General features: G+C 52.5%; 20 protein-coding genes and 1 pseudogene. 9 read left to right on the forward strand and 12 right to left on the reverse strand.

Annotation, left to right across the window (positions count from 1 at the left end; translation table 11 throughout):
* Nucleotides 1-20 precede the first annotated feature (20 nt).
* Nucleotides 21-1,595, reverse strand: coding sequence for a bifunctional metallophosphatase/5'-nucleotidase (locus ACVV26_RS03065; protein ID WP_474799916.1), 1,575 nt, complete (start codon nt 1,593-1,595; stop codon nt 21-23).
* A 79-nt stretch (nt 1,596-1,674) separates the two neighbouring features.
* The gene (locus tag ACVV26_RS03070; protein WP_474799918.1) at nt 1,675-2,436 is read right to left on the reverse strand and encodes an outer membrane protein OmpK; all 762 of its coding nucleotides are present in this window, start codon (nt 2,434-2,436) and stop codon (nt 1,675-1,677) included.
* A 593-nt stretch (nt 2,437-3,029) separates the two neighbouring features.
* Between ACVV26_RS03070 and ACVV26_RS03075 the strand changes: the two genes are divergently transcribed.
* The 3 genes from ACVV26_RS03075 to nhaR all read left to right on the forward strand — a co-directional run bounded on the left by ACVV26_RS03075 (nt 3,030) and on the right by nhaR (nt 6,694).
* Nucleotides 3,030-4,274 carry an IS1/IS1595 family N-terminal zinc-binding domain-containing protein gene (locus tag ACVV26_RS03075; RefSeq protein ID WP_474801705.1) on the forward strand — a complete coding sequence of 415 codons (1,245 nt, stop codon included), beginning with the start codon at nt 3,030-3,032 and terminating at the stop codon, nt 4,272-4,274.
* A 286-nt stretch (nt 4,275-4,560) separates the two neighbouring features.
* Entirely contained in the window at nt 4,561-5,739 is a 1,179-nt protein-coding gene (gene nhaA / locus ACVV26_RS03080) for a Na+/H+ antiporter NhaA (RefSeq protein ID WP_474799920.1), read from the forward strand.
* A gap of 61 nt (nt 5,740-5,800) precedes the next feature.
* Nucleotides 5,801-6,694: a transcriptional activator NhaR gene (nhaR, locus tag ACVV26_RS03085; protein WP_312982817.1), complete on the forward strand. Its 894-nt coding sequence runs from the start codon at nt 5,801-5,803 to the stop codon at nt 6,692-6,694.
* Between the two features lie 21 nt (nt 6,695-6,715).
* Here nhaR and ACVV26_RS03090 read toward each other — a convergent pair whose 3' ends face one another.
* From ACVV26_RS03090 to rpsT, 8 genes are all read right to left on the reverse strand, one after another.
* On the reverse strand, nt 6,716-7,507 hold the full coding sequence (locus ACVV26_RS03090; RefSeq protein WP_474799922.1) for a DeoR/GlpR family DNA-binding transcription regulator: 792 nt from the start codon (nt 7,505-7,507) through the stop codon (nt 6,716-6,718).
* Entirely contained in the window at nt 7,500-8,141 is a 642-nt protein-coding gene (locus ACVV26_RS03095) for a beta/alpha barrel domain-containing protein (RefSeq protein WP_474801707.1), read from the reverse strand. Before ACVV26_RS03095 ends, ACVV26_RS03090 begins: the two co-directional genes overlap by 8 nt.
* On the reverse strand, nt 8,141-8,590 hold the full coding sequence (locus ACVV26_RS03100; RefSeq protein ID WP_474799923.1) for a PTS sugar transporter subunit IIA: 450 nt from the start codon (nt 8,588-8,590) through the stop codon (nt 8,141-8,143). Before ACVV26_RS03100 ends, ACVV26_RS03095 begins: the two co-directional genes overlap by 1 nt.
* 109 nt (nt 8,591-8,699) lie before the next feature.
* Nucleotides 8,700-9,506, reverse strand: a complete 807-nt coding sequence (sgcQ, locus tag ACVV26_RS03105; RefSeq protein WP_312982814.1) for a BtpA family protein SgcQ — start codon at nt 9,504-9,506, stop codon at nt 8,700-8,702.
* A gap of 11 nt (nt 9,507-9,517) precedes the next feature.
* Nucleotides 9,518-10,831: a PTS sugar transporter subunit IIC SgcC gene (gene sgcC / locus ACVV26_RS03110; protein WP_474799925.1), complete on the reverse strand. Its 1,314-nt coding sequence runs from the start codon at nt 10,829-10,831 to the stop codon at nt 9,518-9,520.
* 18 nt (nt 10,832-10,849) lie between these two features.
* Nucleotides 10,850-11,128, reverse strand: coding sequence for a PTS sugar transporter subunit IIB SgcB (gene sgcB, locus ACVV26_RS03115; protein WP_474799926.1), 279 nt, complete (start codon nt 11,126-11,128; stop codon nt 10,850-10,852).
* On the reverse strand, nt 11,125-12,246 hold the full coding sequence (locus tag ACVV26_RS03120) for a M42 family metallopeptidase (protein WP_474799928.1): 1,122 nt from the start codon (nt 12,244-12,246) through the stop codon (nt 11,125-11,127). The genes sgcB and ACVV26_RS03120 overlap by 4 nt, the downstream gene beginning before the upstream one ends.
* A gap of 271 nt (nt 12,247-12,517) precedes the next feature.
* Nucleotides 12,518-12,781 (reverse strand): 30S ribosomal protein S20, encoded by a 264-nt coding sequence (gene rpsT / locus ACVV26_RS03125; RefSeq protein WP_125293123.1) that lies wholly within the window; start codon nt 12,779-12,781, stop codon nt 12,518-12,520.
* A gap of 102 nt (nt 12,782-12,883) precedes the next feature.
* Here rpsT and ACVV26_RS03130 point away from each other — a divergent pair.
* The 6 genes and pseudogenes from ACVV26_RS03130 to ispH all read left to right on the forward strand — a co-directional run.
* Nucleotides 12,884-12,967: pseudogene (locus ACVV26_RS03130) on the forward strand (DUF2575 domain-containing protein); the annotation flags it as partial.
* Nucleotides 12,968-13,107: 140 nt separating this feature from the next.
* Nucleotides 13,108-14,067, forward strand: a complete 960-nt coding sequence (ribF, locus tag ACVV26_RS03135; protein ID WP_474799930.1) for a bifunctional riboflavin kinase/FAD synthetase — start codon at nt 13,108-13,110, stop codon at nt 14,065-14,067.
* A 54-nt stretch (nt 14,068-14,121) separates the two neighbouring features.
* Nucleotides 14,122-16,938 (forward strand): isoleucine--tRNA ligase, encoded by a 2,817-nt coding sequence (ileS, locus tag ACVV26_RS03140; protein WP_474799931.1) that lies wholly within the window; start codon nt 14,122-14,124, stop codon nt 16,936-16,938.
* Nucleotides 16,938-17,453 carry a signal peptidase II gene (lspA, locus tag ACVV26_RS03145; protein ID WP_312982808.1) on the forward strand — a complete coding sequence of 172 codons (516 nt, stop codon included), beginning with the start codon at nt 16,938-16,940 and terminating at the stop codon, nt 17,451-17,453. Before ileS ends, lspA begins: the two co-directional genes overlap by 1 nt.
* Nucleotides 17,446-17,916 carry an FKBP-type peptidyl-prolyl cis-trans isomerase gene (gene fkpB / locus ACVV26_RS03150; protein WP_474799933.1) on the forward strand — a complete coding sequence of 157 codons (471 nt, stop codon included), beginning with the start codon at nt 17,446-17,448 and terminating at the stop codon, nt 17,914-17,916. The genes lspA and fkpB overlap by 8 nt, the downstream gene beginning before the upstream one ends.
* A complete protein-coding gene (gene ispH, locus ACVV26_RS03155; RefSeq protein WP_474799935.1) occupies nt 17,897-18,847 on the forward strand; it encodes a 4-hydroxy-3-methylbut-2-enyl diphosphate reductase in 951 nt (316 codons plus the stop codon). Before fkpB ends, ispH begins: the two co-directional genes overlap by 20 nt.
* Before the next feature lie 63 nt (nt 18,848-18,910).
* On the opposite strand, the gene ACVV26_RS03160 is transcribed toward ispH, so the two are convergent.
* The gene (locus tag ACVV26_RS03160) at nt 18,911-19,693 is read right to left on the reverse strand and encodes an SDR family oxidoreductase (protein WP_474799937.1); all 783 of its coding nucleotides are present in this window, start codon (nt 19,691-19,693) and stop codon (nt 18,911-18,913) included.
* Between the two features lie 16 nt (nt 19,694-19,709).
* The gene (locus ACVV26_RS03165; protein ID WP_474799939.1) at nt 19,710-21,137 is read right to left on the reverse strand and encodes a sugar porter family MFS transporter; all 1,428 of its coding nucleotides are present in this window, start codon (nt 21,135-21,137) and stop codon (nt 19,710-19,712) included.
* Between the last annotated feature and the right edge of the window lie 10 nt (nt 21,138-21,147).

The raw sequence follows: 21,147 nt of genomic DNA on the forward strand, positions 1-21,147 counted from the left end.
TTTCACAGTGATAAACCCTGTTATTTACTGATATCATCAACACGCAGAGTGGGATCGGGTACGATGTTATTCACATGCCTGATATAGTCAGTAATGGCCTGAGGGGTTTTTAACCCAGTAATGTATTTAACATTGTTGCCTTTAGTAAAATCGAAGCCGCCACCCCCTTTCCCAATAAAGGAGTCGATAGCAACGGTATAGACTTTATTATCTTCAACAGGCTGGCCTTTGATAGTAAACTCGACAATGCGCTGGCCCAGCGGTTTAGTGCTGTCGTAGTTAAATTGCACCGATTTTGATACATGCAGTATCCCGTTCTTCAGGTCTGCGGCATGCGACATGATTGCCCTGAGATCTTTACCGCTAATTTCCATACTTAGCACATCGCTGGTAAAGGGGTTCATACTCAGAATATCACCGTAGGTAATGTTCCCTTTTGGCAGCTCAGCACGTATCCCGCCCGCGTTATAAAATGAAGCATCAGCATAAGGCACCTTATACATTAATGCGTCGGCGATCAGGTTACCGGTAGGGGCCGATTCGCCATAAGAACGCGTCATCACTTCTGGTGAATGACCTACCACTTCATCGGTGATTTTTTTAACTTTATTATTCCACTCGTCAATTTTGGCCTGAGTGGTAGGATCGGGCTGGTAGGTATCTGCGTAGAGAGTAATCAACTTACCGTTATAACGGTCTACTTTTTTGGTATCTGGGTTCCAGTCCAGAACCAGTTTACCCAGTTCGATGCTATAGGCATCGGTAGAGACGACAAGCGTGTCGCCGACTTTAATCGGTTCTGGGGTACCTTTATGCGCGTGACCGGTAATAAGCACATTGAGCCCATACCCCTGGAGCGTTTTCGCCATCTCGACATCGGTTTTTAATGCACGCGCAACGTCATCGTCGCCACCGCTGGATTGACGTCCAGGCACGCCTTCATGCGCCAGCAGTACCGTCAGGTCAACTTTGCCTTTTAGTTCTTCCAGCGCTTTTTTTACATACGGTACAGGATCGCGGCAATCTACGCCCTCACGCGCGCCTGCGGCAATAGCCTCATAGAATGCAGACACGCCATGCATACCAATCACGCCGATTTTAATGCCATCCCTTTCAACAATGGTATATGGCGTATCCAATAACGGCGTATTGCTGCCGCTGTAAAAAACGTTATCAAGCAGTACCGGGAATTTTAACTTCGCCAACTGCGTCGTTAAGTTTTTAATGCCATGATCAAATTCATGATTACCTACAGAAACGGCATCGTAAGGCATTGTATTTAATATATCGACGATCGCCTCACCCTTTGTCAGGGTACTTATATAGGGTCCGGTAAAATAGTCACCGGCGTCAAAGAAGAAAATATCTTTTTCTTTGGCTTTAGCATCTTTAATAATTTTTGAGATAGGAGCAAAACCGCCCACCGGGCGAGTTTTCGAGACGTAGGGAATGATTTCCGGCGTTACGTGAGCATGTAAATCGTTTGTGTAATAAATAGTGATATCTTTCGCACTCACTGACATGGATATTGATGAGGATAATCCAATACACAATGCGAGAAGAGAAATCGACAATTTGTTTTTCATCTTCACCATCCGTTTCTGTAAAAAGTAAAAGATTGACAGTTTTTGCTGACAGACATTGTTTTATTCGCGGGTTGTTAATGTAATTGTACTAAAACTCGTAACCGACGATATAGTTAATACGATCGCCATAACGGTCCCAGCCCAATTTGTTATCGAAATAGCGATAAGAAACAGAGGCCGTCCAACGAGGAATAAATTTCCACGTGAGCGTGACGGCACCGTTCAAACCTGTTTTACCCCCTTGCTGTTGGGCATAAGCGTCGTTGCGATCAAATTCAATTTCGTTCCAGTCGGAGATAGCGAATTTTTCCTTAAATAATTCAAAATTATAAGCAGCAACCCATCCCAGAACATAACCATTGAAACCTGATGCTTGCCCATATTTTTTGGAATTGTAATCGCTCGATACGTTGTGTATCGCAATATAAGGCTTAATAAACCATGATTTCTCTTTAAGACCGAGATAACCTACGCCATACATCATATTCAGCTCATCGCCAAACTTGTTTTCCATGGTCATATAAAGCTTGGTCATAACGGTGAAATCTGAACCCTCTATCGGACGATAATGGCCAAGAAATTGAGTGACATGATTACGCCCTTCTACTGCGTGGTTAAGAACATTGGATTCATAAAAAGAGGCAAACTCTCCCCGATCGAATTCAGCCCCAAAGTCGCCAACTATACTCCAAACTTCACCGCGGTCGACATTAACAAAACCTTTATTCCAGTCACCATATCTGGCGCTTATTTTCCCATATACGCGCTTAAGTTCTGTTGCTTCACCGTTAAAACAGGTTAGCGCAATACAGGTACCTAATAAATTTGAGATTACAACGTTTTTATTCATGAGCAATCCTTCCCCAGAAATAATCCAGCATTATGTATTCTGTCAGCGGTGAAAGTCTAAAAGCAGCAGGCGGTGAGGGTAAGTGATAAATGTCGCAAAAGTATCAGGAGAGCGATATGTCATCGTTCTGTGTCAAATAATGTTGCTTTAACCAAGTTTATTATATGTATTGTAATTGCTTGCTTTGTTATTTAATTAACAAGCCTTTTTGGCTGATTTTTTCAGGGGTAATCTTGCTGAAGAGTGTGAGTATGAAAATCGAATGTAATAATACGACATCATTTTACATGATATGAGATAGGTTTGTGGCGTTAAAAGATGAGAACTTTATCACTGGCTGATAATGATTTTTTTATTTATACTTCTGGGTCGAGGGGTTGATGTTCATAATATTAATAATATAGTTTTTTTGTATAATTGATAATTTATTTATGGGGTGAATATAAAGGTTTTTAACGATTAATCAAATTACCTTATCAATGAAAGTTTAAGGATAATCTAATTTCTATTTTACCAGGCGTTTTCAGAGATCTGATTAACAGCAATACGTAACTGGATACGTGAAAAAGCAATCACATAAGCAGAGAAGAACCATGTTTGTGCAAATTAATGTCGATTGTTGCAAAACCATAGGTTGTAAAAACTTAGGTATTTTAAACAGCCCGGATTATGTTTTGCAGGGTAATAATGTGTTATGCCGCGGGTGCGGCTTTGCGTTTCCGATTATTTCTGAGCGCTCGCTTAATCGCTTCAGGCAGGCCGCAAACCATCCCTGGAAAGGTTTAATCCGGCAGTGCCCGACTTGTGGCGGCACCTCGCTAAAAAAATATGGCTTTTCAGCGCCGGACAAACACCGCCTTTACTGTCGGGAATGTGACCGAACCTTTGTTTTTAGCGAGCAATGCCGCCAGGAAGCCAGGCGAGACCGATTATCGATGATGATTGATGCCGGTGTGTCACTGCAAGAAATTCGCCACACACTCTCTCTGGACAGTACTGGTCTTGGGCGGGCGTTAATAAAATTAAACCGCAAAGCGAATCAGGCGGAGCGGAGGCTGGTATTCCCCTCATTCGATATTACATTATGCACCCGAGCCTTTACGGTAAAATATAACGGTAGTGACAACCGACTGTATGTCCTGGTCACGGCAGAAGAAAAAAGCGGTAAGGTGGTGTCCGTGACCACCAATTACTCCGCTCTTCCCGTGGAGCCTGATTATCAGTATTGCTCCTGTTATGAAGAGCGCATGCCGCCGGGTACGCTGATACATCTTATCCAGCGTAAAGAACTCATGACCATGCGGCGAGAGACCTTATATGACATTGATTATGGTACAGCGGCGCTGCATCAAAACGATCCGGGTATGCTGGTCAAACCGGTACTGGCAGCATATCGACATTTTGAACTGGTCAGGATCCTGACGGACGATCGTGCGCTCAACACCCAACATTTTCTCGACAATGAGTGTTTTTTGTTTGGCGGATGCATCATGGCCAATGTGCAATACATCGCTGATGGGCGTTGCCATATTGCATTTGTAAAGGAAAGGGGAACCTCACCGCCACAAAAGGTAATCTCGCCGCGTTTATTTTCCGCAGGCGGGATACGTAACAATATCTGGTATGCGTTTAATGCCCAGAATTATTCAATGGCGGTTTGCGATCTGACGGGTAAAAAAAAGACCAGCACCTTACGCCATGCTACGCTACGCAGCGCGTCGCGTTTTATTGACTATCTTGAGAACCATCCGTTTTTACCATCGTTAAACCGCATGTCTCCCGCCAATGTGACCGCTACTCTGGATTACCTTAAACACCATTATAATCAATATGTTTAGGCGGATTTTTTAAAGCCATTTTTTCCCAATCTCCTGTGTTTAGCGCATCACCCCGCTTCTTTAGCGTCTACTCAAGACGTTATGATAACTTCTGACTACTTTTGACTATAACTGAAAGCGTTAACAAGTCAGATGTTTCTTGATAATGGAACCAGTTATCGCCTTTGATCGGTATTTTCGACTTTTAATGGCGAAATAATCTGATTTTAACGAAGTTTTGTGTGAGGTAGGATGGAAAATATATCGTATTTTAAAAGAAGATATGGAATTATTGAGGTAGTTAGGCATGTCAAAATTGATTCAACGTTTTCTGGCTAACGAAGCATCAGGCGGCGTCATTTTAATCATCGCTGCGGCCATGGCCATGCTGCTTGCGAACGTCGAAAGTACCCATACAGGATACCAGCAATTTCTTAGTACGCCCGTAGAAATCAAGTTTGGGGCACTGGAAATTAAAAAGAATTTGCTGCTGTGGATTAATGACGCGCTGATGGCGATCTTCTTTTTGTTGATCGGGCTGGAAGTGAAGCGGGAGCTATTGCAGGGCTCCCTGGCCAGCCGCCGTCAGGCTGCATTCCCGGCTATTGCCGCCATAGGCGGAATGGCGATCCCGGCAGCGGTGTACCTGCTGTTCAATTTCCAGGACCCGGCAACCCGTGAAGGGTGGGCGATCCCGGCAGCGACGGATATCGCGTTCGCATTAGGCGTACTGGCCTTACTGGGCAAGCGGGTGCCACCTGCACTGAAAGTGTTCCTGATGGCGCTGGCGATCATTGATGATTTAGGCGCGATTATCATCATTGCGTTGTTTTATACCCATCAGCTTTCGATGTTGTCGTTACTGGTGGCCGCAGGTGCGATTACGGTGTTAGCGCTACTCAATCTGCTAAATGTTCGCCGCACCGGTATTTATATTCTGGTGGGCGTCGTACTCTGGACGGCAGTATTGAAATCCGGCATTCATGCCACCCTGGCGGGGGTGATCATCGGCTTCTTTATTCCGCTGAAGGTGCAGAGAGGGCATTCTCCGGCCCGGGAGCTGGAGCACATACTGCATCCGTGGGTCGCGTTTTTGATCCTGCCGCTGTTTGCCTTCGCCAATGCGGGCGTTTCGCTTCAGGGCGTCACGCTGGAAGGACTGACGTCCCTGCTGCCGTTAGGCATTATTGCCGGGCTGTTTATTGGAAAGCCTTTAGGCATCAGTTTATTTTGCCTGCTGGCGTTAAAACTCAAGCTGGCCTCGCTACCTGAGGGGACCACGTTTAAGGAGATTATGGCGGTTGGGGTGTTGTGCGGCATCGGTTTCACCATGTCCATCTTCATCGCAACCCTGGCATTTAGCCATGCCGATCCCACGTTCATTACGTGGGCAAAACTGGGCATTCTTATCGGCTCGCTACTGGCGGCAATCGTAGGCTACGGCCTGTTACGGATACGATATTCAGGCGCGGCGCTTCGTGCCTGAACAAAAAACACATGGAAGCGTTCTTGCCGAACATCACTATCAATCAGGGAGCGAAAGCGATATGTCACACATCAATTACAACCACCTTTACTACTTTTGGCACGTGTATAAGGAAGGGTCGGTTGTGGGAGCGGCGGAAGCGCTATATCTGACGCCGCAAACCATCACCGGGCAGATTAAAGCGTTAGAAGAGCGACTGCAGGGCAAGCTGTTCAAGCGCAAAGGGCGGGGCATTGAGCCCAGCGAGTTGGGGGAACTGGTGTTCCGCTACGCCGACCGCATGTTTACGCTCAGCCAGGAGATGCTTGATATCGTCAACTATCGCAAGGAATCGCACCTGCTGTTTGACGTGGGCGTAGCCGATGCGCTCTCGAAACGCCTGGTCAGCGGCGTGCTGGATGCTGCGGTGGTGGAAGATGAACAGATCCATTTACGCTGTTTTGAATCCACCCATGAAATGCTTCTGGAGCAGCTCAGCCAGCATAAGCTGGACATGATTATTTCGGATTGCCCCATCGACTCCACCCAGCAAGAAGGGTTGTTTTCGGTCAAAATCGGCGAGTGCGGCGTCAGTTTCTGGTGTCAGACGCCAGGGCCGGAAAAGCCGTTTCCTGCCTGTCTGGAAGAGCGCCGGTTGCTTATTCCTGGCCGCCGTTCAATGCTTGGCCGTAAGGTGCTGAACTGGCTTAACTCCCAGGCGCTGAATATCGAGATATTGGGTGAGTTTGACGATGCCGCGCTGATGAAAGCCTTCGGCTGCGCCCATAATGCGATTTTTGTCGCGCCGACGCTCTATACCCAGGACTTTTTCGACGATAAAACGGTCGTGGAGATTGGCCGGATTGATAATGTGATGGAAGAGTATCACGCGATTTTTGCTGAGCGCATGATCCAGCATCCGGCGGTGCAGCGCATCTGTAACCGCGACTATTCCTCCTTGTTTGTTACGCCTTAACAGGCCCGGAGAGCGGTGCTGTTACCGCTCTCCTTTGGCGCGAATAATCTGAATGCCTGCCTGTTGATAGCGCTGCATCACGTCACTGGCTAACCCGCTGTCGGTAATAATCGTTTTAATGCATGACAGCGTGGCCACTCTGTGCGGCTCCACCTTGTCAAACTTCCCATGATCCGCCAGCAATATCACCTCTCTGGCGCGCTGAATGATGCGGCTTTTAACGCCCACTTCAAACATGGTGGCATTGGTGATACCCGCTTCGAGCGAAAGCGCATCGCAGGATAAAAAGGCGCGCTCCACCGAAAACGCATTAAGCATTTCCAGCGCCAGGCTCTCTCCGATTGAGAAATAGCCCGGGCGGACCATTCCCCCGATAATATAGCTTTCAACATTATTAAAACAGCCCAGTTGATTGGCGATTTTTATATCCACAGAGATGGCTTTGGCCTGGACATCGCCCAACCGCTTAGCCAGTTCGAGACAGGTCGACCCTGAATCCAGGATAAAGCAGTCGCCATCGTGGATCATGGCTCGTGCTGCGATCGCGATTTCCTGTTTCGCCTGGCTTTGCAGGCTGTTTTTTAAATCAAAAACGTATTCTTTATCTGAAGTGCTGCTGTCGAATTCCAGCCATCCATGACGGCGCACCATCCCCGGATAATGGCTGGCGATAAAATGAAAATCGCGTCGCACCGTGGCATGGGCATAGCCAAACAGTTCAACGGCCTGGCTGGATGAAAGACGGCGATGTTGCCAGAGATAATGCAGCATCTGTTGGATGCGATCGGGGCGGGTTTGAGAGCGATCATCCATGTAACGCACTCCTGAAGTGTTCCAGCCTGGCCGCGGGGTCATTAGTGGAAAATAACGCGCGCCCCAGAACAAGATGTTTTGCGCCTGCCTGTTTGAGCAACGCCATAGCAGGTTCAGCGATCCCTCCGTCAACCCAGCAGGCTGCCTCAGGGAAATAACCCGCGCAGGCCGCGACTTTGTCGATTAACGAGGGGTTAAAGCATTGTCCGTGCCCATCCGGCTCGCTGGTCATCACCAGACAGCCGTCAAGGTGTTCTTTGAGATAAACATAAGGCTCAGGCGGTGTAGCGGGGTTTAACGCCAGGCCTGCGCGGGCACCGGTGTCGCGGATCGCCGCCAGCGCTTCCGCAGGGTTATTCAGCGTCTCTGCATGAACAAAAATCCATGCGGGCTTATACGGCGATAATGCCCGAAACCACGGCCAGGGGTTGGCGACCATCAAATGAAAAGAGAGCGGGTGCCGCGTGGCTTCAAAGACACTCCGGACGGTTTTCATACCAAAAGTAATATTCGATATAAAGCTGGTGTCTTCAATATCCAGGTGCCATGAGCCAATGGGGCTCTCCTCAAACTGGCTTATTGCCTGATACAGATGAAGCGGGTCAGCGGAAGCGAGAGAAGGATGCAAAATCATCATTCACTCCTGGTGAGCGATTGCTTTAAAAGCTGAAACAGGGCGCGATCGTCTTTAGCCTGACGCAGCGCCGCGATAAACGCATCGTCTTCCAGCCATTGGCTGATGCGCTGAATTGTGGCGATATGGCGTTCGGCGTCCGTTGCGCTTAACGCAATCAGCAGCCAGACCGGATCGCAGTCTTCATGACCAAACGTTACGGGCTGCTGAAGCGTCGTCACGGCAATCTGGTTATGTATTGCGCCCTGCTCAGGCCGGGCGTGGGGTAACGCGATCCCGGGTGCTACAACATAGTAAGGCCCCCAGGCCAGCGTATTAGTCATCACGCCCTCCAGATAAGCGGCTTGCGCCGAGCCATAAACGATCAGCGGGTCCACCGCAATCGCTACGGCTTCTCTCCAGTCGGCGGCTTCCCGGCAGGCTTGTACCCATTTCACATCATTCAACATGGCGCATTGACTCCCTTACCAGAGTGGGTATGGTTAAAACGCTCCCGCCGGTACTTTTGGCGAAGACAGCGGGAGCGCCCCGGGGGATAAGCGTTTGCTTATCCCTTTCTTACTGCCTTATCTGGTGCACTTTCTCCATAAAGCGGCTTACCCGTTCCTGATCGACAAAGTTGGCGAAGATACCGTCTTTTTTGAACCAGGTTGCGGTGACGCATCCATCAGCGATGGTCAACTGTTCTTCCACGTTATCGAGGCAAACGCCGGTATTGGCCAGCACCACCGTATCCGGTACGGTCTCTTTCACGCGCTTTAATACGGCGCTGTCTGTTTTCGCCCCGGCAGTTAACCCGGATACGCATAACGCGTCGGGATGGTTGTTAAACACGGTCGATTTTGCGATGGAACAGATATCGCGATCCCCCAAATACACGGCCGCCTCGGGCACGATATTAAACAGGGTCTTCACGTGGCCTGCGCCGATCCGGTGCTGATGGCGAATGGTTTCACCGACATTGGTATCCCAGATGCCAAAATCGCTGGCGTAAACGCCGGTGAAGATTTCCCGGATGAATGATGCGCCGGTCGCCATGGCTAAATCGAAGGAGGCGACGGGGTCCCACAGTACATTCACACCGTAAGGTACGCGGACTTCCGACATCAGTTGTCCAATGATCCGCGCCATTGCCGCCGTGGTTTCAGGCCGCACTTTGGTAAGGTAGGGCAGGCTAAACTCATTAGAAAACATCACCGCATCGACGCCGCCGTTTTGTAGCGCCATCAGATCGTCATGGGCGCGATCGATAACCCAGTTGATCCCCTTTTGGTGATCGAATCCCGGGTCGCCCGGCAACGCTCGCAGATGACACATGGCAATGACCGCTTTTTCAGTACCTATAACGCTTTTAAGCCAACTCATTTACTGACTCCTTATTCCGACAATTCACGTTTTCGTAAAATCAGGACTACCGTTGCCGTCAAACCGGCAGCAACCACTACGCCGATCGCTCCCAATGACATGATTTCGGCGATTGACCAGCCAAACATATTGCCGACAGACAGCGCGCTGATTTGCGCACCGTCCTGCGCGAAGCTGAAGCCGCCTTTTAGCGCCATCTCGGTAAAGTAAGGCGCAAATTGCGTTGCGATCAGCAGTACGGTCACCATGACGATCACGCCGCTGATCAAGGTGCGCAATAAATCACCGCGATGGATCACCGTTGCCATACAAATAAAAAACGGCGCGACGGGCAGATCCGCAAGCGGCAGAACTTTATTGCCGGGCAGGATGCTGGCGAAAATCAACATAATGGGGATTAACAGCAGGCCGACGGCGATGGTGGTCGGGTGACCTAGCGTCACGGCTGAATCCAGCCCGATATAGACTTCCCGGCCATGAAAATGCTTTTGGAAAAACTGGCGAGCGCCATCCGAAATGGGCAGCAACCCTTCAACAATCAGGCGGATCATACGTGGAAACAGCACCATGATTGCGGCAACCGTGATCATTAACGTGGCGGTGCCTTTAAAGCCTTCACCCGCCGCGAGCCCGAAAATTAACCCCAGTACCACGCCGATAATGACGGGATCGCCTACCATGCCGTAACGTTTCTGAAGTTCGCTGGCATCAATGTTTCGCCCCTTCAGGAACGGAATTTTGTCGTATAACGTATCCAGTAAAACAAACAGCGGAACGGAGCTGGAACCATAACCCTGCGGGATGGATATCCCTTCCAGTCCAACAATGCTCTGTACCCGACGGGCGCTCCAGTCAGCCATTTTCAACGACAACGCGGCATGGCAAATTGCCGCCAGCACGCCATAAATCATGCTGCCGGTCATCAGCTGCGTGACGGTGCCGGTAATCGCAAAGTGCCAGTAATTATAAATATCCACGTTCATGGTTTTGGTCAGGCGGGTCAGCAGCATGCCGATGTTGAGTAAAAAAATCACCGGAATAATGATGGCACCAATTGCCGTGGCATACCCGACGCCAGAGGCCGGGCCAGCCCCCACATCAAGCACATGAAGATTCAGACCAAAACGTTCGATCATGATTTTTATCGGTGGGTTCAGGCTATCTATCGCCATGACGATAACCAAACCCATTCCGACAAAACCAATGCCCACCGTAACACTGGCTTTCACTGCCTGAAGCACCGGGATACGGAAGATAAGACCGATTAAGATCATAATGATGGGAACAAACACCGTCCCGCCAAGAGACAAAATGTAGTCAAACATAACGCCTCCTTATCATCGCTAGTTATTGAGCAGCGCTTTAATTTGCTGCTTCAGCGCGTCATCGTTGATACCGGTCAACAGCGCCGCGCCATTCAGCGTGGGCACGCCATAATCGGTGGTGGTTTTCATGGACGTCACGATCAGATCGACGCCCCGGCAATTGAGCGGGATTTCGCTCAGACAGCATTGCGTGGTAGTAGCGGGAATGCCCTGTTGCGCCAGATAGTTCTGAAGCTTTTGGGCAATCATGGTTGAGGTCGACATGCCAGTACCGCATGCCACAAGGATCTTTTTCATAACAGAGGGTGCTCCTGAAGGGTGCCCGGGATGGGCTCAATGGGAAATGACTCAGGGCGCTGCTGCGCCAGAGCCGTCAGTAAATCGATGCAATGCCCTAAGTCGCGCAGACTGGCGACTTCGGCGGGTGAATGCGTGTAGCGGCAGGGAAGTGAAAGGCTGGCGCAGGGGATACCGTTTTGCTCAACCTGGATATATCCCGTTTCGGTAATCACACCGGGTGCCACCTCGCGCTGGACCGGAATGGCGGCTTCGCGGGCCGTTTGCTCCAGCATGGCGATAAGCCGTGGCGGGGTAATCAGGCCAGCGAGGGTGCCGCGGCCGTGATAATTCAGGCAGGTAATACCCACGCCCTGATTTACGACCACATCGGAGTAATCATGCAGATCGGGCGTATCGCAGGACGGTGTAATATCAATGCCAATCGCCAGGTCTGGTTTGATTCGTGATAACACCGGGACGATACCGCGAATGTTGAACTCTTCCTGAACGGAAGCGACCAGATACAGGGCAATGGTTAACGGCTTGCGTGCAATACCCTGCGCCACGCCGAGCAGCGCGGTACACCCAAGCCGATCGTCGAGTGCTTTACTGCATACCAGATCGTTAGCCAGCAGTTGCGGGGGGTTATAGAGCGTGATGGGCGTGCCCACGCGGACCCCCATTTGCTCGGCATCCGCTTTAGATTGCGCGCCAATATCAATCCACAGCTTATCGAGAGGGGGAGATTGGGTTCGCTCATCCGCTTTAGCGAAATGATAGGCTTTAATTCCAATACAACCGGGCACTGGGCCCTGCTCGGTATTCAGGGTGACGCGTGAGCCAGGCATGGTAATTTGCGCAGGCCCGCCAACACGTTCAAAACGCACAAAGCCGGAAGATTCGATTTTTCGCACCATAAAACCGACTTCATCCATATGCGCGAAAACCATCACTCTGAGCGCATCCGGGTGTTGGCTGCCGTAGCGGGCAACGACATTCCCTAACCGGTCACGCCAGACTTCATGCGCAGTCGCTGAGAATTGTTGCTGCATATAATCGGCAAGCGCTGTTTCGTGGCCGGAAATACCATCGAGCGACAGTAAGGTGAATAACGTTTCTTTGAGATCGAAGGTCATGACGCAACTCCAGTAAAATTCACTCATTTGTTGAGCGATTTATAAGCGGCGAATGACGTAATAAGTGTGATGAATATCACCTCGGTGGTGATAATTTGACTAAATCAAAGAGATATGTGATCGATATGAAGCTATTTCGCGCAACCTGGTTGAGCGAATAACCTTCCGATTGGCAGAGAGTGTGATAAGGCAGGCGGCGTTGAGGCGGGAAACAGGCATAAAAAAACCCGCGTTAAGCGGGTCTTTTTTACAAAGCGACAACAGCGGGCGATTAAGCCAGTTTGTTGATCTGCGCGGTCAGGTTAGCCTTATGGCGCGCTGCTTTGTTTTTGTGGATCAGACCTTTAGCGGCCTGGCGATCCACGATCGGTTGCATTTCGTTGAATGCGTTCTGTGCTGCTGCTTTGTCGCCAGTTTCGATAGCTGCGTATACTTTCTTGATGAAAGTACGCATCATAGAACGACGGCTAGCGTTGTGTTTGCGAGCCTTTTCAGACTGAACGGCGCGCTTCTTAGCTGACTTGATATTAGCCAAGGTCCAACTCCCAAATATGATCTATATGGACAATTCAAAGGCCGAGGAATATGCCCTCTTAGCCCCGTTTTGTCAATGGATTTGTGCAAATAAGCGCCGTTAATGAAGCGACACTTGTTACGTAGTGATGGCGCAGGATTCTACCAGCTTGCGTTGCGCGAATACAGCCTTTCGGGGACAAAAATAGTAAAGGTTTGCCGCAATTCCTTATGATTGAGGCTAAGTGCGCTAAAACAACCGGTTTCCGGGCGGTATCTGCAATCGTTGGTTAACCTTGAGAGCGGTACACGCTATAATCCGACGATTTTCACCCTGTTGAGCCTGTCATGAAGCTGATACGCGGCATTCACAATCTGACCTCCGAACACCGTGGTTGTGTCCTCACAATTGGTAATTTCGATGGCGTACATCGCGGCCATCAGGCATTGCTTGCCGGATTGCGCGAGGAAGGACGCCGCCGCAATTTGCCCGTGATGGTGATGATTTTCGAACCTCAGCCGCTGGAGCTGTTCGCAGCGGACAAAGCCCCCGCACGGCTCACCCGCCTGCGTGAAAAGCTGAAATATCTGGCGGAGTCGGATGTGGATTACGTGCTGTGCGTCAGGTTCGACCGGCGCTTCGCCGCGCTGACCGCACAGACTTTCGTCAGCGATCTGCTGGTGAAACGCCTCGGCGTACACTTTTTGGCGGTGGGGGATGATTTCCGTTTTGGCGCTGGTCGTCAGGGGGATTTCTTGTTATTACAAAAGGCTGGCCTGGAATATGGCTTCGACGTAACCAGCACCCAGACTTTTTGCCACGGCGGCGTGCGCGTCAGCAGCACAGCGGTGCGCCAGGCGCTGGCGGACGACGATCTGGCGCAGGCGGAAAGCCTGCTCGGCCATCCGTTTATGATTTCCGGTCGCGTGGTGCACGGCGATGAGCTGGGCCGCACCATCGGCTTCCCGACGGCGAATTTACCGCTGCGTCGTCAGGTTTCCCCGGTTAAAGGGGTTTATGCGGTTGAAGTCAGGGGGCTGGGTGATACGCCTTTGTCCGGCGTTGCTAATATCGGCACACGCCCGACGGTGCAGGGAATGCGCCAGCAGCTTGAGGTTCATCTGTTAGACATTGCAATGGACCTTTACGGACGCCATATAGATGTGGTGTTGCGTAAAAAAATACGTAATGAGCAGCGATTTGCCTCGCTCGATGAGCTGAAAGCGCAAATCGCCAGGGATGTCGTAACGGCCCGCGAATTTTTTGGGCGGGTTACCCGCCAGACGATGGGAAACAAGACCAGTTAGCCGGCTTTAGGCCTGTTGGTGTTAATCAAACCGAAATACGGAACCGAGAATCTAATGAGTGACTATAAATCTACCCTGAATTTGCCGGAAACAGGGTTCCCGATGCGTGGCGACCTCGCCAAACGCGAACCGGGAATGCTGGCACGTTGGACCGATGATGACCTGTACGGCATCATCCGTGCGGCGAAAAAAGGCAAAAAAACCTTCATTCTGCATGATGGCCCTCCTTATGCGAATGGCAGCATTCATATTGGTCACTCGGTTAACAAGATTCTAAAAGACATTATTATCAAATCCAAAGGGCTGGCGGGTTACGACTCCCCGTATGTACCGGGATGGGATTGCCACGGTCTGCCGATTGAACTGAAAGTCGAACAGCTGATCGGCAAGCCGGGTGAGAAAGTGTCTGCGGCGGAATTCCGCGCCGCCTGCCGCAAATACGCGGCCGAGCAGGTTGAAGGCCAGCGCGCTGACTTTATCCGTCTGGGCGTGCTGGGCGACTGGTCGCACCCGTACCTGACCATGGACTTCAAAACTGAAGCCAACATCATCCGCGCGTTGGGCAAAATCATCGGCAACGGCCATCTGCATAAAGGCGCCAAGCCGGTGCACTGGTGCGTGGACTGCCGCTCTGCGCTGGCGGAAGCGGAAGTCGAGTACTACGACAAAACCTCCCCGTCTATCGACGTGACGTTCAACGCCGTTGATGCCGACGCGGTAAAAGCCAAATTCGGCGTCAGCAATGTGAATGGCCCGGTTTCGCTGGTGATCTGGACCACGACCCCGTGGACCCTGCCGGCTAACCGCGCTATCTCCCTGCATGCGGATATCGAATACGCGCTGGTGCAGATTGACGGCCAGGCGCTGATCCTGGCGAAAGAGCTGGTAGACAGCGTGATGAAACGCGCCGGTATCACCGATTTCACCGTGCTGGGCACCGTGAAAGGCGATGCGCTGGAGCTGCTGCGCTTCAAACACCCGTTCCTGGATTTCGACGTGCCGGCCATCCTCGGCGAACACGTCACGCTGGACGCCGGTACCGGTGCGGTGCATACCGCCCCTGGCCACGGCCCGGACGACTATGTAATCGGCCAGAAATACGGTCTGGAAACCGCTAACCCGGTAGGCCCGGACGGTGCATATCTGCCGGGCACTTACCCGACGCTGGATGGCGTTCAGGTATTTAAAGCTAACGATTTGATCGTCAACCTGCTGCGTGAAAAAGGCGCGTTGCTGCACGTTGAAAAACTGCTGCACAGCTATCCGCACTGTTGGCGTCACAAAACCCCGATCATCTTCCGCGCCACGCCGCAGTGGTTCGTGAGCATGGATCAGAAAGGCCTGCGCGCGCAGTCCTTGCAGGAAATCAAAAGCGTGCAGTGGATCCCGGACTGGGGCCAGGCGCGTATCGAGTCGATGGTGGCGAACCGCCCGGACTGGTGTATCTCCCGTCAGCGTACCTGGGGTGTACCGATGTCGCTGTTCGTGCATAAAGAGACTCAGGAACTGCACCCGCGCACTCAGGAATTGATGGAAGCCGTTGCCCAACGCGTTGAGCAGGACGGCATTCAGGCGTGGTGGGATCTCGACCCGCGCGACATCATGGGCGACGACGCCGACAGCTACGAGAAAGTGCCGGACACCCTGGACGTGTGGTTCGACTCCGGTTCAACCCATGCCTCTGTGGTCGACGTGCGTCCGGAGTTTGCCGGCCACGCGGCGGATATGTATCTGGAAGGTTCCGACCAGCATCGCGGCTGGTTTATGTCTTCTCTGATGATCTCTACCGCCATGAAAGGCAAAGCGCCGTACCGTCAGGTACTGACCCACGGCTTCACCGTGGATGGCCAGGGCCGCAAAATGTCCAAGTCCATCGGTAACACCGTGTCGCCGCAGGACGTGATGAACAAACTCGGCGCGGACATTCTGCGCCTGTGGGTGGCATCGACCGATTACACCGGCGAAATGGCGGTTTCTGACGAGATCCTCAAGCGCGCCGCCGACGCCTATCGCCGTATCCGCAACACCGCGCGCTTCCTGCTGGCGAACCTCAACGGCTTCGACCCGGTGAAAGACAGCGTCAGACCGGAAGACATGGTGGTGCTGGATCGCTGGGCGGTAGGCTGCGCCAAAGCGGCGCAGGAAGATATCGTGAAATCTTACGAAGCCTACGACTTCCACGAAGTGGTCCAGCGCCTGATGCGCTTCTGCTCCGTAGAAATGGGTTCGTTCTATCTCGATATCATCAAAGACCGTCAGTACACCGCGAAAGCGGACAGCGTGGCGCGCCGTAGCTGCCAGACCGCGCTGTATCACATCGCAGAAGCGCTGGTACGCTGGATGGCGCCGATCATGTCCTTTACTGCCGATGAAATCTGGGGTTACCTGCCGGGCGATCGTGAAAAATACGTGTTTACCGGCGAATGGTACGACGGCTTGTTTAGCCTGGCCGGTAACGAAGCCATGAACGATGCCTACTGGGACGAGCTGCTGAAAGTGCGTGGCGAAGTCAACAAAGTCATCGAGCAGGCGCGCGCCGACAAGCGCATCGGCGGCTCGCTGGAAGCGGCGGTGACGCTGTACGCGGAACCGGAACTGGCGGCGAAACTCACGGCGCTGGGCGATGAATTGCGATTTGTCCTGTTGACCTCAGAGGCGCAGGTTGAAGAGTATGCACAGGCGTCCGCCGAGGCTCAGCAGAGCGAGCAGCTCAAAGGCCTGAAAGTGGCGTTACGTAAAGCCGATGGTGAGAAATGCCAGCGCTGCTGGCATTACACCACTGATGTCGGCCAGGTAGCGGAGCACGCTGAACTGTGCGGCCGCTGTATCAGCAACGTCGCCGGTGACGGCGAAAAACGTAAGTTCGCCTGATGAGTAAACCGATCCTTTCAACAGGGCTGCGCTGGCTGTGGCTGGTGGTGGTCGTGCTGATTGTCGATTTGGGCAGTAAATACCTTATCCTCCAGAACTTCGCTCTGGGGGATACGGTGTCCCTGTTCCCGTCGCTCAATCTGCATTATGCGCGTAACTACGGCGCGGCATTCAGCTTCCTCGCCGATAAAGGCGGCTGGCAGCGCTGGTTCTTTGCCGGTATCGCTATCGGCATCTGTGTGGTGCTGGCGGTGATGATGTATCGCGCCAAAGCGACGCAGAAGCTCAACAATATCGCCTATGCTTTAATCATCGGCGGGGCGTTGGGCAACCTGTTTGACCGCCTGTGGCACGGCTTTGTGGTCGATATGATCGACTTCTACGTCGGCGACTGGCATTTCGCTACCTTCAACCTGGCGGACACGGCAATCTGCGTCGGCGCGGCGCTGATCGTGCTGGAAGGTTTCTTTGTCTCGTCCGACAAAACTGCCCGGGAAAAGAAAAGCCATGAGTAACAGCGTACAGAGCAACAGCGTCGTCCTGGTCCACTTCACGCTGAAGCTGGAAGATGGCTCCACGGCGGAATCGACCCGCAATAACGGCAAACCTGCTCTGTTCCGTCTGGGGGATGGCTCGCTGTCCCCTGGCCTCGAAGCACTGCTGCTGGAAATGCGTGCGGGGGAGAAAAAATCCTTCACGCTGCCGCCGGAATCCGGGTTTGGCATTCCCAGCCCGGACATGATCCAGTACTTCTCGCGTCGGGAATTTATCGATGCCGGAGAGCCGGAAATCGGGGCAATCATGTTATTCACTGCCATGGATGGTTCGGAAATGCCAGGTGTGATCCGCGAAATTAATGGCGACTCCATCACGGTGGATTTCAACCATCCACTTGCCGGGCAGACCCTTCATTTTGATATCGACGTACTGGAGGTTGATCCGGTACTGGAGACGTTGAATGCAGATCCTGTTGGCTAACACGCGCGGTTTTTGCGCTGGCGTTGACCGTGCAATCAGCATTGTCGAAAACGCACTGACGATTTACGGCGCGCCGATTTATGTGCGCCATGAAGTGGTGCATAACCGCTATGTGGTGGACAGCCTGCGCGAGCGCGGCGCGATTTTCATCGAGCAAATCAGCGAAGTGCCGGACGGCGCGATCCTGATTTTCTCGGCGCACGGCGTGTCCCAGGCGGTACGCAACGAAGCTAAAAGCCGTGATTTAACGGTCTTTGACGCCACTTGCCCGCTGGTGACCAAAGTGCATATGGAAGTGGCGCGCGCCAGCCGTCGTGGGGAAGAGGCCATTCTTATCGGCCACGCCGGGCACCCGGAAGTGGAAGGCACCATGGGCCAGTACAGCAACCCGAAAGGTGGCATGTACCTGGTGGAGTCACCGGAAGATGTGCTGAAGATTACCGTGAAAGACGACAGTAATCTTTCCTTTATGACCCAGACCACGCTGTCTGTGGACGACACGTCTGATGTGATTGACGCGCTGCGCAGCCGCTTCCCAAAAATCATCGGACCGCGCAAAGACGATATTTGCTACGCCACCACTAACCGCCAGGAAGCCGTACGCGCTCTGGCGGCGGAAGCGGATGTGGTGCTGGTGGTGGGGTCGAAAAACTCCTCCAACTCCAACCGCCTGGCGGAACTGGCCCAGCGGATGGGTAAAAAAGCGTTCCTGATTGACGATGCCAGCGATATTGACGAGTCGTGGCTGCAAGGCGCGGCCTGCGTCGGCGTCACGGCAGGGGCGTCTGCTCCCGATATCCTGGTGCAGAACGTCCTGAAGCGGTTGCAGGCGTTAGGCGGCGGTGAAACCCGTGAACTGACGGGCCGTGAAGAGAATATTGTCTTCGAAGTGCCAAAAGAGCTGCGTATGGACGTGCGGGAAGTCGAATAATCGCTGTTCCGGGTCATCAAATAAAAATGCCAGACAGTCTGTCTGGCATTTTTTTGGCTGAAGTCAGGCGTCGTCTTCATCCTGCATAATCGCACTGCGGCCACCATCCATGACGATAGTGGTTCCGGCGATAAACCCCGCCTTAGCGCTGGATAGAAACAGGCATAATTCGCCAACTTCGCGCGGTTCGCCAATGCGCCCGACCGGGTGCTTTTTGATGGTTTTTTCACGTACCGCCTGCGGATTAGGGTGCGAGTCAAACCAGGACTGGTTGCCCTCGGTATCAATAAATCCCGGCGCGACCCCCACGGCGCGAATATCGGGGCCCCATTCAATCGTCAGGCTTTGCACCAGCGACAGCAGCGCCCGTTTGCTGATGTTATAGGGCGCGCAGCCGGGCATAGTTGAAAATGCGTGATTCGAGGTGATCACCAGAATCACGCCCCGGCTTTTTTGTAATGCGCCGCGCGCGCATTTCGCCAGAAACCAGTGGGAGCGCAGGTTCAGATCGAAATTATGCGACCAGTCGCTTTCTGAACAATCGATACCCCTGAAAACATTTTTACCGGCATTCGATATCACGACGTCGATGCGTCCGAACAGCGCTTCTGCTTCACTGACGAAATGGGCGATCTGCGCGGTTTCCGTCACATCGACTGAGTAATAAAAAAAACGTTTCGGGTAATGGGCGAGCAGCGCCCCAGCGAGCGGTGCGTTTTCTATGTCGGAATGTGCACAGCCAATAACGATGTCCCCCTGCTCAAGAAAGGTTTGGGCAATGGCATAGCCAATGCCCTGGCTTGCGCCAGTGACGATGACAACGCGGGGTAATAATGAACTGGACATGAATACCTCAAACTTATTATTTCACCGTGGCGGCGCTGGATGAGAGAGAGTGATGCGGCTTCTGCCCGATATGGCGTAACGCCTCGCCGCGCATCAGATTGCGTTCGATATGCTCAAGCGAAATATTTTTCGTTTCCGGCACGAAGAGAAAAGTCAGCGCGATACAGATGACGTTCAGTACGCCATAGAGCCAGAAGGTGTTCGGGCTGCCGAGGGTGTCGATCAGCGTCAGGAAGGTGGCACCAATGATCATATTGGCTATCCAGTTCGCCATGGTGGAGCAGGTCACGCCAAAATCGCGGCCCGCCAGCGGTTGTATTTCTGAGCACAGCACCCAAATCAGCGGGCCAGCGCTCATGGCGAAGCCGGTGATGAAGATCAGCAGAACGGCGACGGCAGCGTATTGCTCAGCAGGCGTCGTGATACCGCTATAAAACATGTATCCCAGGATGCCCATGCAGATCGCCATCACGGCAAAGCCCAGCTTCAGGATAGGCTTGCGTCCCCAGCGATCCACCAGCCCGATGGCAATAAACGTCGCCAGAACGTTGGTGAGCCCGGCAATCACCGTGCCCCACATCTGCTCCCGCGTGGTGGAAAAACCGGCGATCTCAAAGATTTTCGGCGCGTAATACATGATCACCGTCATCCCGGTGAATTGCTGCATAAATTGCAACAGCACGCCAAGGTAGGCCGAGCGGCGAAAGTGTGCGTTATGGCGAAAGAGCTGCCAGCCGCGCTGCTTCATTTTTACGCTTTCCCGGATCTGATTAAGTTCTTCAGCGGCTTCACGATCCGAGTTGCGCAGCAGTTTAAGCACCCGGGCGGCGAGGTCGTTCTTGTTGCGCATCGCCAGCCAGCGGGGGCTTTCCGGTAGCGTGAGCACGCCAGCGAATAACACCAGCGCCGGGAAGGTAATAATGCCCAGCATCCAGCGCCAGTGCCCGCCTGCGCTCAGCGCAGTATCAGACAGAAACGCCGCCAGAATGCCGATGGTTATCATTAACTGATACAGCGAAATCATACTGCCGCGGATCCGTTCCGGTGCGATTTCCGACAGATAAAGCGGGGCGGTAAAAGACGCCACGCCCACGGCCAGACCGAGGATAAAACGAGAAACGGAAAGGAACCCCATGCTAGTGGCGATGGCGCAGCCAACAGAACCTATTACGAACAGGACTGCCCCCAGCAACAGGCTTTTCCTGCGTCCAAGAGAGGAAGACATCGGTCCGCTACACAATGCGCCCAGCGCGGCACCAAACATCATTATGCTGACAACAATCTCCTGATGGTGGCTGGTTAAGTTAAATTCGTCGGCGATAAACGGCAACGCGCCGGCAATAACGCCCATATCCAGACCGAAGAGCAATCCGGCAAGGGCGGCCAGGAAGCAGACGAGTATGGTCTGCTTGTTTATTGGGGAAGGGTGGGAAGAAGTGTTCATGATCGTTCCT

The sequence above is a fragment of the Atlantibacter sp. MEI4A-1023 genome (assembly GCF_056155425.1).